The sequence below is a fragment of the Pedobacter nyackensis genome (genome assembly GCF_032678475.1).
GTDB lineage: Bacteria > Bacteroidota > Bacteroidia > Sphingobacteriales > Sphingobacteriaceae > Pedobacter > Pedobacter nyackensis_A.
On sequence record NZ_JAVTSF010000008.1, the window covers coordinates 157,919 to 172,225 of the forward strand.

At 39.1% G+C, this 14,307-nt stretch carries 13 protein-coding genes; 4 read left to right on the forward strand and 9 right to left on the reverse strand.

All coding sequences use genetic code 11. From position 1 onward, the window contains the following. The first annotated feature begins 12 nt into the window (after positions 1-12). Together bshC and R2Q84_RS22270 are read left to right on the forward strand one after the other, a co-directional pair. The gene (bshC, locus tag R2Q84_RS22265; RefSeq protein WP_316818807.1) at positions 13-1,599 is read left to right on the forward strand and encodes a bacillithiol biosynthesis cysteine-adding enzyme BshC; all 1,587 of its coding nucleotides are present in this window, start codon (positions 13-15) and stop codon (positions 1,597-1,599) included. Between the two features lie 5 nt (positions 1,600-1,604). Then, positions 1,605-2,687 (forward strand): Ldh family oxidoreductase, encoded by a 1,083-nt coding sequence (locus tag R2Q84_RS22270; RefSeq protein WP_316818808.1) that lies wholly within the window; start codon positions 1,605-1,607, stop codon positions 2,685-2,687. Between the two features lie 3 nt (positions 2,688-2,690). Here R2Q84_RS22270 and lepB read toward each other — a convergent pair whose 3' ends face one another. From lepB to R2Q84_RS22295, 5 genes are all read right to left on the reverse strand, one after another. Then, positions 2,691-3,890: a signal peptidase I gene (gene lepB, locus R2Q84_RS22275; RefSeq protein WP_316818809.1), complete on the reverse strand. Its 1,200-nt coding sequence runs from the start codon at positions 3,888-3,890 to the stop codon at positions 2,691-2,693. Positions 3,891-3,896: 6 nt separating this feature from the next. Continuing rightward, a complete protein-coding gene (gene dapB, locus R2Q84_RS22280; protein WP_316818810.1) occupies positions 3,897-4,637 on the reverse strand; it encodes a 4-hydroxy-tetrahydrodipicolinate reductase in 741 nt (246 codons plus the stop codon). 64 nt (positions 4,638-4,701) lie between these two features. After that, on the reverse strand, positions 4,702-5,322 hold the full coding sequence (locus R2Q84_RS22285) for a DUF5683 domain-containing protein (protein ID WP_316818811.1): 621 nt from the start codon (positions 5,320-5,322) through the stop codon (positions 4,702-4,704). Continuing rightward, positions 5,322-6,248 (reverse strand): ParB/RepB/Spo0J family partition protein, encoded by a 927-nt coding sequence (locus tag R2Q84_RS22290; RefSeq protein WP_316818812.1) that lies wholly within the window; start codon positions 6,246-6,248, stop codon positions 5,322-5,324. Before R2Q84_RS22290 ends, R2Q84_RS22285 begins: the two co-directional genes overlap by 1 nt. A 10-nt stretch (positions 6,249-6,258) precedes the next feature. Continuing rightward, a complete protein-coding gene (locus R2Q84_RS22295; RefSeq protein WP_316818813.1) occupies positions 6,259-7,062 on the reverse strand; it encodes an AAA family ATPase in 804 nt (267 codons plus the stop codon). A gap of 182 nt (positions 7,063-7,244) precedes the next feature. Here R2Q84_RS22295 and R2Q84_RS22300 point away from each other — a divergent pair, with 182 nt between their 5' ends. After that, entirely contained in the window at positions 7,245-7,766 is a 522-nt protein-coding gene (locus tag R2Q84_RS22300; protein WP_316818814.1) for an NAD(P)H-dependent oxidoreductase, read from the forward strand. On the opposite strand, the gene R2Q84_RS22305 is transcribed toward R2Q84_RS22300, so the two are convergent. After that, a complete protein-coding gene (locus R2Q84_RS22305; RefSeq protein ID WP_316818815.1) occupies positions 7,753-8,211 on the reverse strand; it encodes a hypothetical protein in 459 nt (152 codons plus the stop codon). The genes R2Q84_RS22300 and R2Q84_RS22305 overlap by 14 nt on opposite strands. A 144-nt stretch (positions 8,212-8,355) precedes the next feature. Between R2Q84_RS22305 and R2Q84_RS22310 the strand changes: the two genes are divergently transcribed. Beyond that, a complete protein-coding gene (locus tag R2Q84_RS22310) occupies positions 8,356-9,888 on the forward strand; it encodes an ABC transporter substrate-binding protein (RefSeq protein WP_316818816.1) in 1,533 nt (510 codons plus the stop codon). 67 nt (positions 9,889-9,955) lie between these two features. Here the strand turns inward: R2Q84_RS22310 and R2Q84_RS22315 are convergent, their stop codons facing one another. From R2Q84_RS22315 to R2Q84_RS22325, 3 genes are read right to left on the reverse strand one after another with little or no spacing between them, the layout of a single operon-like run. After that, on the reverse strand, positions 9,956-11,365 hold the full coding sequence (locus tag R2Q84_RS22315) for a TlpA disulfide reductase family protein (RefSeq protein ID WP_316818817.1): 1,410 nt from the start codon (positions 11,363-11,365) through the stop codon (positions 9,956-9,958). Positions 11,366-11,382: 17 nt separating this feature from the next. Next, complete coding sequence (locus tag R2Q84_RS22320) at positions 11,383-12,792, reverse strand: TlpA disulfide reductase family protein (protein ID WP_316818818.1); 1,410 nt, start codon at positions 12,790-12,792, stop codon at positions 11,383-11,385. Positions 12,793-12,831: 39 nt separating this feature from the next. Continuing rightward, complete coding sequence (locus R2Q84_RS22325) at positions 12,832-14,304, reverse strand: RagB/SusD family nutrient uptake outer membrane protein (RefSeq protein ID WP_316818819.1); 1,473 nt, start codon at positions 14,302-14,304, stop codon at positions 12,832-12,834. Positions 14,305-14,307 lie beyond the last annotated feature (3 nt).

Sequence of the window (14,307 nt, forward strand, 5' to 3'; positions counted from 1 at the left end):
AAATTCGTAGCAATGCAGGCAAAATACATCTCTTATCAGGAAACGAATGCCTTCTCTGCTGCTGTACTGGATTACATCAGCGGAAAAGACCAGTTAAAGTCTTTTTATAAATATTCTCCAGATTTTAATGGCTTCCGTGAGGCCATTAAAAATCGTAATTTTAATGTAGACAGATCTCTATTGGTAGATACTTTACAACAACAATATGCTGCTGTAAAAACTACCCCGATGGTTACCGAACACATTAAACGACTGGAAGATAGCCGGACCTTTACCATTACTACGGGGCATCAACTAAATATTTTTACAGGCCCACTCTATTTTATTTATAAAATAGTTACTGCTATAAACCTGGCCAGGGAATTAAAACAAGAATTTCCGGAGTACAACTTTGTGCCTGTTTACTGGATGGCAACCGAAGATCATGATTTCGAAGAAATCAATCATGTGAAAGTGGAAGACAAAATGCTAAGCTGGAATAAGCAGGCTGCAGGGGCAACTGGTCGCCTGGATACTAAAGATATCATTGAAACGCTTACTGCTTATAAAGGTTATTTGGGTATTGGTCAAAAAGGCCTCATGCTGTCCCGCCTGGTTGAGGCTGCTTATACTAACAATACTAAATTAAGTGATGCAACCAGAGAACTGGTTGATGCATTGTTTGGTGAATACGGGTTGGTTTGTGTAGATGCGGATGACCATCAGCTGAAAAAGCAATTTTCTGAAATTATATACAAAGACGTTACTGAACAAAATAGTTTTAAGTTCATTTCTGAAAGTAATGCAAAACTCGAAGAGATTGGGCATAAGCCACAGGTAAACCCGAGAGAGGTTAATTTCTTTTACATGACGGACCAATTGAGAGAACGCATTGTAGAGGAAGATGGGATTTATAAAATAATGCATACTGATATCAGCTTTACTAAAACAGAGCTTAAAACAGAAATCCATAATTTCCCTGAAAGGTTTAGTCCGAATGTGGTGATGCGTCCATTATACCAGGAAGTGATTTTACCCAACCTGGCCTACATAGGCGGAGGGGCTGAGCTGACTTACTGGCTACAGCTAAAATCGAATTTTGATCATTACAAAGTGGATTTTCCTGTGCTTCTGTTACGGAACTCGGCATTGGTAATTGATAGCAGAAGCGAAGTAAGAATGCAGATCCTGGGTATTAGTCATAAGCATCTTTTTGCCAATACGGAAACTATAAAAAATGAATGGGTACGCGCCCATGTTAATCTCCACCTTTCACTAAATGACGAAGAACGGGCGATCAGCGCAATCTTTGATCAGATCAAGCTGAATGCTTATAAGATTGACAAAACGTTATCTCAATCTACAGATGCCGCAAAAACCAAAGCCTTAAAGTTGATCACCAACTTAGAGACAAAAATGTTGAGGGCTGAAAAGCGCAAACATAAAACTTCCCTTGCCCAAATAGAGAGCCTAAAAGAAAAATTATTTCCAAACGGGGTACTACAGGAACGCGTATTAAATATCGCACCGATGTACGTGCTATACGGTGATGAATTTATTGATTCTTTAGTTGCCTTTTTTAAACCGTTAGACCACCAGTTTACCGTATTATTTACTTGATTACCATGAAATTTCACACTTTCACAGAGAATAACCTTCGCCATTTTACCGAAAATGTATTTTTAACTATGGGCTGTCCTGAAACAGATGCAAAGTTGGCTGCAGATGTTTTGCTACGCTCAGATTTAAGAGGGATTGACTCTCATGGCGTTGCCCGTTTAAGCGGCTATGTAAGACTCTGGGAAAAGAAAAGGATCAATGCGACACCAAACGTGAAAGTAGTTCATGAAACTGCCACTACGGCCACTGTAGATGGTGATGGTGGACTAGGTCTTGTGGTAGCTCCTTTTGCTATGAAAATTGCAATCGAAAAAGCACAAACTTACGGGAGTGGATGGGTTTCTGTAAAAAACTCCAATCATTTTGGAATAGCGGGCTATCATGCCTTAATGGCTGTTGAACAGGATATGATCGGAATCAGTATGACGAATGCCAGTCCCCTGGTTGCACCTACTTATGCCAATGAACGATTACTAGGTACAAACCCCATGTGTTATGCTTTCCCTGCTGGAAAGTACCCCCCAGTAGTAGTTGATATGGCAACTGCTGCCGCTGCAAATGGCAAACTGGAAATTGCACAAAGAGCGAATCAGCCTATACCCGAAGGTTGGGTACAAAACAAAGAAGGAAAAGTCGCAACTAATCCACACGAACTAAAAGAAGGTGGTTCATTACTACCTTTAGGTAGTGATAAAGATCATGGAAGCCATAAAGGATATGGATTAGGTGCTACAGTAGACATTTTATCTGCTGTACTATCCGGAGCAAATTATGGTCCTTGGGTGCCTCCGTTTGTTGCTTTTCTTGAACCACCTACAGATCCGGTTGGAGAAGGAATAGGTCACTTTTTTGGTGCCATGCGTATAGATGGTTTCCGTCCGGCACAAGAGTTCAAAGATCATCTCGACAACTGGATTGAACGTTTTAAAGGTGCTAAAACCGTTGACCCTGAGAAAAAGGTAATCATTCCCGGGGAGCCTGAATATTTGGCTGAAGACGAACGCAAAAAAAACGGCATCCCTTTAATAGATGCCGTTGTAAATGATTTAAATGAACTGGCTCAAAAGCTTGGTATAGCTACTTTGTAACTATTACTTAATTCCGTTTAACAACCTGTTCCATCTGATCTTACTAAAGAACGAACCATTCGTATCGTAGCTCATCCAGATGAACAATGCTTTTCCGACAATATGATCTTCGGGAACAAATCCCCAATAACGTGAATCAGCAGAACGGTGTCTGTTATCTCCCATCATCCAGAAATAGTCCATTTTAAATGTATAACTATCAGCAGGCTTACCATTGATTAACCAACCATTACCAGATTTTTCAAGCTTATTCCCCTCATAAATCCTTATACTTCTTTCGTAAAGTGGCATGGTAGCGCTATCTAACTTAACCGTCCAACCCTTCTTAGGAACAATGATTGGCCCGAAATTATCAACGTTCCAGTTTCTGTTTTTATCATAAGGGAATATGTCGCCTTCCCGCTCAGTTGCAGGAGCCGTAAACTCTTTTACAGATTGTACGAAATCCAGCTTTTTAACGTCCTCCATCATAGCTGCAGTTCCGTTAAAAGTATATACATTCGGCGTCATCGTACTTCTGATATCTTCAGAAATATTGAAGCCTAAATCTTCAAAAACACTAGGATTTACATCAGGTGTTTTAAATACCACTTCATAACTGATTTCTCCCGTATTTTTTAATTTTTCAGGTTTCCCATTCACATACACAAGACCATTTACTGAGCTGATGGTATCACCACCGATACCTATACAGCGTTTGATGTAATTTTCTCGTTTATCAACAGGCCTACTTACAATCGTATATCTGCTATTGATCGCTGCCCAGCCTTCTGCTCTTACCATTTGGTAGTAATCTACATCCTGCTGTTCTAAGGCAACTGTATCACCCTGTGGGTAATTGAAAACAACCACATCGTTTCTCTTGATTTCAGACAATCCAGGTAATCTTCTAAATTTCCATTGTACCCCATCCCAATAAGCTTTAGTACCAGTTATCGGCATAGTGTGGTGTGCAAAAGGAAAAGCTACAGGTGTCATCGGTATCCTGGCACCATAGTTCACCTTACTTACAAACAGGAAATCGCCTACCAGCAAAGATCTTTCCATTGAAGCAGTTGGGATGGTATAGGCCTCAATAAAGAACACCCTGATGATCGTTGCTGCTACGACAGCAAAAATGATGGCATCAACCCATTCTCTTGTTCTTGTTTTTACCTTCTTTGGCTTGTCGTCTTTACTCTTTTGCCAGAATTTCCAACTCATATATTGTTATTTAAAATTAAATATATCGGCTATATTATAAAAGCCCTGTTTATTTTGTAACCATTCCGCAGCAACCACAGCCCCAAGCGCAAAGCCAGAACGGTTATGAGCAGTATGTTTTAATTCTATCTCGTCTACTTCTGAACTATACAACACCGTATGCGTTCCAGGAACATTCTCAATCCGGTGAGACTCAATCAGCAACTGTTCTTTTTTGATCACATCATCAAATGGAGTACCCACCAGTTCATTTACCCATTCACTTTTTCTATCCATCTGCTCAATAATACCTTCAGCAAGTGTCATGGCTGTACCACTTGGGGAATCCAGTTTCTGTGTATGGTGAATCTCTTCAACCTGAACTTCGTAAGCAGGAAAATCGTTCATTAGTTTAGCCATCAATTTACTGATATGAAAAAAGAGGTTTACCCCTATACTAAAGTTCGACCCATAAAGTAAGGTATTGTTACGGCTCAGGCAATCATTTTTCACTTGTTGCAACTCGCCATACCATCCCGTAGTACCAACTACAACAGGTAAATTTGCATCAAAACAAGCATAAATATTGCTGAGAGCGGCATCTGGTGCACTAAAGTCAATAGCGACATCGGCCTTAGATAAGTTAGCAGTTGTTAAATCCGCTGTATTGTCAATATTAATCTTTAAGACAACCTCATGGCCTCTTTCTAAGGCAAATCTTTCGATGATCTGCCCCATTTTTCCGTAACCAAGTAAAGCTATTTTCATATGTTATACTTTTTTAATTGGTATAAAAGCCACGCATAGCTTGGCTTCATTTTATATTTTTATTTTAAAAACTAACTGCAATTTTCATCCCAGGCGCAAAGGAGTTAAACCCATACATCTGATTTGAATTCATCAGATCCGGACTAATCTTTATCCTTGCCACATCACCGACATCAAAATTAGCCAATCGGGCATCAATATAGGCTTCAACGATATTGAATAAATATAAACCTACATAAGAAAAAATAATAACCTGACGATTTCTTCTATAAATATCTTTTGCAGCAATTAGACGGTCTGTTGGCGTATTCGCGTACAGTGGATTTTGAGTTTCTTTCGGATTCTCGGCTCTGAATTCTAACTCCTTAATAAAGATGTTATACTGTTTCGTGTTGTCGATATATGACAGGGTTAATAAAGTTGCACCGGTGTATATACCTGCAACTTTTAAACCTCGGTAAAGATTAAAGCCGTTCCTGATTTGTCCCAAACCAGGCAACATCGCCGATCTAATAGCGGCCCTTCGCCCTGCTATTTTTCCTTTATTTACATATACATAAGGCTTTACAGAGTCTGTAGGTTGAGTATTAGTGGCTGTACTATCCTTTTTTATAGTCAGTTTTTCCTGAGCCATTGCTATATGAGCAAAGAACAAGCAAACCGATAACAGCAGAATCTTATACATTACCAATCCAATAACTCCAAAATCCTGTTTAAGTCATCATCAGACATAAAAGGGATTTCTATAGCTCCTTTGCCGTTGTCTCCTACCTTTAATTTCACTTTAGTTGCGAATTTGGAGGTCAGATCTTTCTGCAGTTTCTGATATTCAAAAGGTACAGCTTTAGATTTCAGCTTAAACTTTGGCTTTACTTCTACACTATTGATACTCCTTACCAGCTCTTCTACTTTTCTAACGGAAAGTCCTTTATCAATAATTTCCTGATGGATAAAAAGCTGTTTATCTTCCTGCTCCACATTGATCAGTGCACGGGCATGTCCCATTGAGATCTTCTGGTCGCGAATAGAAATCTGAATAACCGGAGGTAACTTTAGCAAACGTAAATAGTTGGTCACCGTAGTACGATTTTTACCAACACGCTCGCCCAGCTGTTCTTGCTTCAGGTTACACTCATCCAGCATACGCTGAAAACTTAAAGCCACCTCGATAGCGTTAAGGTTCTCACGCTGTATGTTCTCAATAAGTGCCATTTCCAGCATTTGCTGATCATTGGCACTACGCACATACGCAGGAATTTCAGTTAATCCGGCCAATTTAGAAGCCCTTAACCTACGTTCACCAGATATCAGCTGATATTGATTTGCACTTTGTTTTCTAACCGTAATAGGCTGAATAAGCCCTTGCACCTTGATAGACTCAGCTAACTCAAGTAGCGCTACCTGATCAAATTCCGTACGTGGCTGATATGGATTGGTCTCAATCTCACTGATATTGATCAATCCGATACTATTATTGTTATTCTGGCCGCTATCCTGTCTGGTTTCACTTACCGGGTTAACCTCGCTTTTAGGCGGATTAACAGATTCGCTATCATCCAAAAGTGCACTTAATCCTCTACCTAAACCTGTTTTTCGCTGAAAAGATGTCATTAAAAAATAATTATATAATTGCCGTGTTTACATCCTGCACTTCTTTAACCAATCCGTTTTTACGAACGATCTCACGTGCCAGGTTCAGATAATTGATTGCTCCTTTACAGTTTGCATCGTGCATAATTACAGATACACCATAACTTGGGGCCTCACTTAAGCGGGTATTTCTTTGAATAATCGTTTCAAAAACCAATTCCTGAAAATGCGTTTTCACTTCTTCAACAACCTGGTTTGATAAACGTAAACGCACATCATACATCGTTAGCAAAATACCTTCAATTTCCAATTCAGGATTTAAACGATTTTGTACAATTTTAATTGTGTTTAACAACTTGCCCAAACCTTCCAATGCAAAATATTCGCATTGTACCGGTATAATCACAGAATCAGCTGCAGTAAGTGCGTTGATGGTAATTAAACCTAATGATGGCGAACAATCAACGATGATAAAATCATACTGGTCCTTGATTTTCTCCATCACAGCCTTCATTTTATATTCCCTGTTGGCCAGGTTTATCATCTCGATTTCAGCACCAACCAGATCGATGTGCGCGGGTAACAGGTCCAGATTAGGGGTTTCTGTTTTTTGTATCGCGTCCATCGGCTCTATATCATTGATGATACATTCGTAGATGCTGTTTTTGATATTTCTTGGATCAAAACCAATACCGGAGGTAGAGTTTGCCTGAGGGTCTGCGTCAACCAATAATGTCCTGTATTCCAGTACGGCTAAACTTGCGGCTAAGTTTATAGATGAAGTCGTTTTACCTACACCACCTTTTTGATTTGCCAATGCAATAATTTTACTCATTTATCTTTTTAATAATTACCAATTATTTACTTAAGGCTTAATTTACATTGAAGTAAATCTATAAAAAATGCTATTTTTGTATTGTTTTAGGCATATTTTAACGATTAGCTAAGATACAAACTAAATGGCAAAAGTAGCACTAATGCTTTAAGTGTTTTACACATCTTATTAACAATTTACGCATGATAACCATCATATCAGGAACAAACAGGCCTGCAAGTAACACCTTAAAAGTCGCAAAATATTATCAGAAAACACTGGCAGAAAAAGGGTTACAGACTCATCTTTTCAACCTGGAGGATCTTCCGGGAAGCCTGATTTCCTCAGATTTGTATGGAAAAAGAAGTGCGGAATTCGCTCCTGTCCAGCAGCTAATTGCCAATACCAGTAAGTTCCTTTTTATCATTCCTGAATACAACGGAAGCTTCCCTGGTGTGTTAAAAACATTTGTAGATGCCTGCAATTTTCCGGAAAGCTTTTACGATAAAAAAGCGGCACTGGTAGGTATTTCTTCGGGAAAATATGGGAATATCAGGGGAATAGACCACTTTGGCGGTGTTTGCAGTTACCTGCACCTCCATGTCCTTCCACTAAGAATTCATATTTCCGCTATAAAAGCAGAACTTGATGAAAATGGCGACTTGTTTAGGGAAGATACCATAAAATTCACCAACCAGCAGATGGATAAATTTATTGCGTTTTAAAACTCAACCAATCGATTCCTTCGTTACCAAAAACGAAAAACCCTGGGTATAACATTTCCGCAACATCCTCCAGAGCCTCCACCATATCTTCCGCATCATCGATATCCAGGTCTTGTCCGTTCATTAAATAAACCCTGTTAAACTCAACAGCAGGCCAGCTTTGGTCTAACAAAGACGGTACAAGCCCCATCAGTTCCAACATGCTTTTCCCTTTTTCCATATAGATGATTACCCTGGATGTATCTACAAAATCATGCAGTATTCCTCCAGCACTTATAATCACTTCCTCCAAGGCAAAATTTGAATTATTTTGGCTATCCAGACAGGCAACGGGTACCTTATCCATGAACTTTATTTTATGCTTGATTATATCTACACGCTCCTGAAGCTCCTCACGCAGCGCCTCATCCTTAACTTTATTTATAACCCCGTTTAAAAAAGACATATCAATTTATTTATTACTTTGTACAAAATTACTATTCCTGACGCGATGCACCGTATGATAAACAACTTTTTTTACGTGTTGTTCACTTTAACAATGATATCATGTAACCACAAATCTCCCAACGCGGAGAAAAAAGTGTTTAATATGAATCTTGATCAGAATGTAACTTCATTAGACCCGGCATTCGCACGCAATCAGAATGCCATATGGATGATGAACCAGATTTATAATGGACTGGTGCAGGTAGATAGTACCTTAACTCCGTTACCCTGCATTGCAAAAACATGGCAGGTTTCTAAAGATCACTTAACTTATACTTTTAATTTGCGGAATGATGTCTATTTTCATGATCATCCGGTCTTTCCTGAAGGTAAAGGCAGAAAAGTTGTGGCTGCAGATTTTAAATATAGCTTTTACCGACTAATAGATCCTAAAGTTGCGTCCTCTGGTGGGTGGATTTTTAACGACAAAGTTAAAGACATCAATAGCTTCATAGCAGTCAACGACACCACATTAAAGATCAGACTAAATACACCTTTTCCTGCCTTTATCAATCTGCTCACAACGCTCTATTGTTCGGTTGTACCACATGAAATTGTTGAACACTATGGCAAAGATTTCAGAAATCACCCCATTGGCACCGGCCCCTTTAAATTTAAATACTGGAAAGAAGACGAGATACTGGTCTTATTGAAGAATGAGCATTACTGGGAAAAAATAAATGGAATACAGTTACCTTATCTTGATGCAGTGAAAGTGACCTTTATCAGTGATAAACAAAGTGCTTTCATGAATTTTATAAAAAAAGACCTGGATTACTTTGACAAGGTAGATGGTAGTTACCGGGACGACATTTTAACAAAAAGCGGCAAAATGGCAAGTAAGTACAAGGGCAAATTTCAGTTAAGGAAAGGGCCTTATTTATGCACGGAATATGTTGGCATTCTTGTAGACACCAGTAAATACATTACCAAAAATTCCCCTTTAAGATTCAAAAAAGTGCGCCAGGCCATTAATTACGCTATCGACAAACCCAAACTCATTAAATATTTACGAAACAGTATTGGTATGCCTGCCACTTCGGGCTTTATCCCACACGGCATGCCCGGCTTTGATAGCGTTGCCGTTAAAGGTTATCATTATGATCCAGATAAAGCTGCACAACTGCTCGCTGAAGCAGGTTTCCCAAATGGCAAAGGTATGCCACAAATTACCCTGAGTACATCAACAACTTATAAAGACCTGATTGAATTCATACAGGGAGAACTGAATGCGATAGGCATCAGCGTAAAAGTGGATGTAAGTCCGAGTGCAAGCTTACGTGACCTTATTGCCAAAAATAGTGTAAACTTCTTTCGTGGTTCATGGATAGCCGATTACCCTGATGGGGAGAATTACCTCGCAATGTTCTATTCAAAAAACAAAGTACCAAACGGACCAAACTACACAGGCTATTTCAACGATGATTTTGACCGCTTGTTTGAACAGAGCTATTATGAAAGCGACAACAAAAAACGCTTCCTGCTTTATCAGAAAATGGACAGGATGATTGTAGAATATGCAAACGTAGTTCCTATCCTATACGACCAGTCATTGATCATGACACAAAACAACATTAGCGGCTATTCGCTTAACGCATTAAACTTAATGATATTGAAAACAGTTAAAAAGCAATAAGACCATGATTTACCATCCTATTGCTTTCTAACCGCTTTTCTTCATGAAAAATTATGGATACTAATAATTACTTCGCACTTAGTGCTTCATTAAGCTTTGCAGGAGTTTTATCGTCACTAGGTCTTGTCGCATCATTATCAAAGATCTTTCCATCACGTCCAATGATCACATAACGGGGAACCCCTTGAATATTAAAAGCCTTACCAACAACGCTCTTCATCCCTCCCTTAGAAAGTAGGTGAATACCTTTTATCTGGTCATCTGCAATAGCCTTTTTCCATAAATCTTCTCTATCGTCAATACTGATGTACAGGAATATAACATCTTTATTGTCTTTAAATTTTTCATGTAGTTTAGGGCTTCCGTTCTTCATTTCATAACGGCAAGGTTTGCACCAGCTGGCCCAAAAATCCATATATACGACCTTGCCGGCAAAATCCTTCAACGTTACATCCTTTCCATTCAGATCTTTTAACGTAAAAGCGGGAGGTGTTTTTCCAACCGCCAGGCTGGCCATCTTTGCATAGGTTTCGCGTAGGGCTTTCGCATCTTCAGTACTGGCATATTGGGCCAGGTATTCATCCATCATTGGTTTCAACGTACTCGCATCTTTCGAATATTCAAACAGCACAATAAACGTTGCGTTCATGGCCATACTCCGCACTTTTCCCGTATATAACTTTTTGATCAGGCCATAACGGTATATAAACCGTTCATCTATAGGGCTATTTATCATGCTATCAACTTTCCCTTCTTTAGACAGTTCTTTCAAATTCAAAAACAAAGGATAAGCCCCTCTCATAAATCCGGTATATGTTTCATTAGCCAATAAGTTATCATCCATTTTGACCTCCTTTTCTAAATCCCAGTAATCATCCGGAATAATTGTCGAGATGTCCTTTTTAAAGCCTTGACTATAATATACGGGTGCCATAACCCGGTTATTCAACATTTGATACTTAAGCGTTACTGATGCATCGTTATAAAAAGCTGATGTTACCTTCGTTTTACTCTTTTCCAGAATATCTATTGAAGCCTGGTCCATCCCCCTACCCAAAGCATAATATTGTGCTGGTGACATCGCACTCGCATCAGCGTTCTTGCTAGCTTCTGTGTAAAGCGTCGTATACTCATCCAGAACTCTGTTATTTTCTGCACCACCACCAGAAAAAACAGCCTTCTGGTTGAAATCTGTCTGAATGTTCAGATTGTTTCCCTTTTCCAGAAACAAAGACTTATTTCCTTTTACCGGATGATCTACACCAAATGCCACAGATTTAGGAAAACTACCACTAAAACGATGAACAAATTTCCCTTCTTTATTCGGTACCATAAATATAGTTTCACCGTCCACAGCCAGCCATATAGAATCAATTTTTAAAGGCTTTGTGTCTATCACTATACTAGCCTCATTTTTCTGTGCAAAGGTCACACCTGCACATAGGCAACATAAAATTGCCATGATTATTTTTTTCATTTTGTTGTTTTTAAATTCTATTTGCTTAAAGCATCATTAATACGTCCAACCGTCTTATCCTCACTTGGTCTGGGTGCATTATTGTCGAATATCTTTCCGTCCCGGCCAATGATTACGTAATGTGGAATCCCTGTAATGTTAAAGGCTTTTGCTACGGGGCTATTTGTTCCGCCAAGCGATAGTAAGTGTATGCCTTCTATTTTATCATCGGCAATAGCTTTTTTCCATGGTTCTTCTTTACTGTCTATACTGATATACAGAAAGACCACATCCTTATTGTCTTTAAATTTCGCATGTAGTTTAGGACTGCCATTTTTCATTTCATACCTGCAGGGCGAGCACCAGCTTGCCCAAAAATCCATATAAACTACCTTACCTGTAAAGTCTTTTAGGGTCACATCTTTACCGTTCAGGTCTTTCAAAATAAAAGGCGGAGGCATTTTTCCGGCCGATAGTTTATCAACTTTGAGATAATTAGCCCTTAATTCCTTTGTCTGGGCCTCAGTGGCATATTTAGTTATAAAATTATCCATTAATGGCCTCACCAGCGACAGCTCTTTGCTACTACTTACAGCGGCATTTACAATCCCAAACAGCGCAGCACGTTTTAACTTTTCCGGATATATTTTTTCAATAAGTGCAACCTTAAAATTCACCTCTGCTTCAGGCGATAAGGTTTTATCTAAAGTTCCTTGCTTGAACTTTTCCCGATTGCTTAAAAAAACCGGAAAAATATTTGTCATAAATCCCACATATTCAGGATTTGTGCTGAGCTGGTCATCTATTTTGATATCTTTTTCCAGGTCCCAATAGCTATCTGGAATACATTCAGAGAATTTTTTCTCCGGTGACACATAGTATTTTGGGAGCAAAATCGGCAGTCCCAACTTCTCACATGAAAAAGAAATAAAACAGTCCTTATAAAATGTTGTACTAACTTTTTGTCTGTTAGCTTCCAGCGTATTCAATTTCAATTGTCCAAGTTCATAATAAGTTTTAATCGCATCTGCCGGGCTCAGTATTTTATCACCAATTTCCTTTCCCTTCTTTTCGTATGCTAATGCATATACCTTGGTACATTCGTTGAATACTCTGGCATTTTCAGCACCTTTGCCCGAAAACGAAGTGTTTTCATCAAAATCAGTAACTATATTCAACTGGTCTCCCTGTTCCAGATATAAAGTCATATTCCTTTTTTCCGGTTTGTCAAATCCCATTCTAACCTTTAAAGGCTTATCGTGTTTAAAATGCAATACATATTTATTGTCTTTGTCTGGTTTGGCAAAGAAAACATCGCCATAATCGGCCACCCAGATAGAATCGGGCTTTATAGCGGTAATCTCAATACTGACTTTTGTTTCTTCTTTTTGTCCGAATACTATGCCTCCGTAAAGGCACAGTATGGACAGCATGATTAATTTTTTCATGTGCTGTTTATTAAATGTTTTAATTTTTTATCCTTGCTTTTATGGGTTTTGCTGCCAACCCGGGTTCGCGGTCATAATGTATTGAGGAAAACGAAAAGTAAGCCTCTCCGACTTTAATGGGTATGATTTTGTAATATTCCCCGATGCATCGTACACATGGTGCACCATGCCGACTGTGGATTTATAAGTATCATCTACAGAAAGACGACGCATATCCCACCAACGTTCACCCGTAGTCGCAAACTCTCGGATTCTTTCCTCTAAAATGTATTTGGTAAGTGCTATTTTATCTGAAGCAATATTTGCCGGAACATCTGCCGCGTTTGCCACATTGTTTTGCATTCTCGTTTTACGGAAGGCTACCAGACCTGCCACTGCCTCCCCAAGATTACCAGTACGTGACTCACATTCAGCCTTTAACAAATAAATATCAGGAACATTTACGCCCATATTGCCATATCTCCCATAACATCTCATCATTTTATTCGGATATACCGCCCCTGTTGGCGGGAAAGGAGAAGCAGTGAAAAAATTAAGGCGTAAATCGGATGCGGTATACAATTCTGCAGTTTGTTTGCTTACTGGAATACCGGACAGTATGTAACTGTAATAATTGATAAACATTTTTAAGTACAATACTTCTTTGTCGATTTGCATATTAGTCCTGTTCGGGCCGGTAAAAGGATTAACAGGAAAAAAGGCCCCACCCGTACTAAAAGCCCCGTTAAAATCATGTAAGCCAACTGAAATACTGGCGCCAGAAAGATTTGCGATGGAAGAAGTCAATATGGGTAATGCTTTATCAAATTGCTGCATATACACATATACTTTTCCAAGAATCGCCTCTGCAGCTGCTTTTGACATACGATGCCTGCTGATAATTCGACCAGGCATATCAGGTATGGCTTCGTTTAAATCGGCTATGATCAGATCATAAGCAGCTTGAACAGAAGAACGCGTAAAGGTATTCTGGGTTACATCCGCTACTTTTACCAGAGGAACTCCAAGATCCGAAGCTGCCGTAGCAGCATTATAGGGTTTACCATAATAGTTAACCAGCATAAAATGTACCCATGCCCTTCCGGCAAGCGCTTCAGCACGTAAGGCCTTTTTCTGAATATCATTACCTTCTTTTGAATTCATCACCTCATTAATAATTTTATTGTAGGTATACAACTGTTTTTCCAGTTGGCTCAGTTCAGATGTATTTTCAGTTGGCAAGTAAATGTCGTCCTGATATTCAAAAGCTTTTTGGTCGCTTATATTAAGAATACCTAATCCCGGTCCATACAACGGTGCATATCCTGCCAGTTCATCCGACATTGCAATTTGTGAGACCGATCCTAGTAAGTTTAGATTAAGGTCGTTCAACAACCGTTCATAATCTGTTGTTTTGGTTGCAATGGCAACGCCTTTTGGAACAACCTCAAGAAAGTCCTTTTTACACGAGCCAAAACTTAATGTTAATATTGCAACAACAGCTATTTTGATTTTATATTTATTGTAAAACATGGC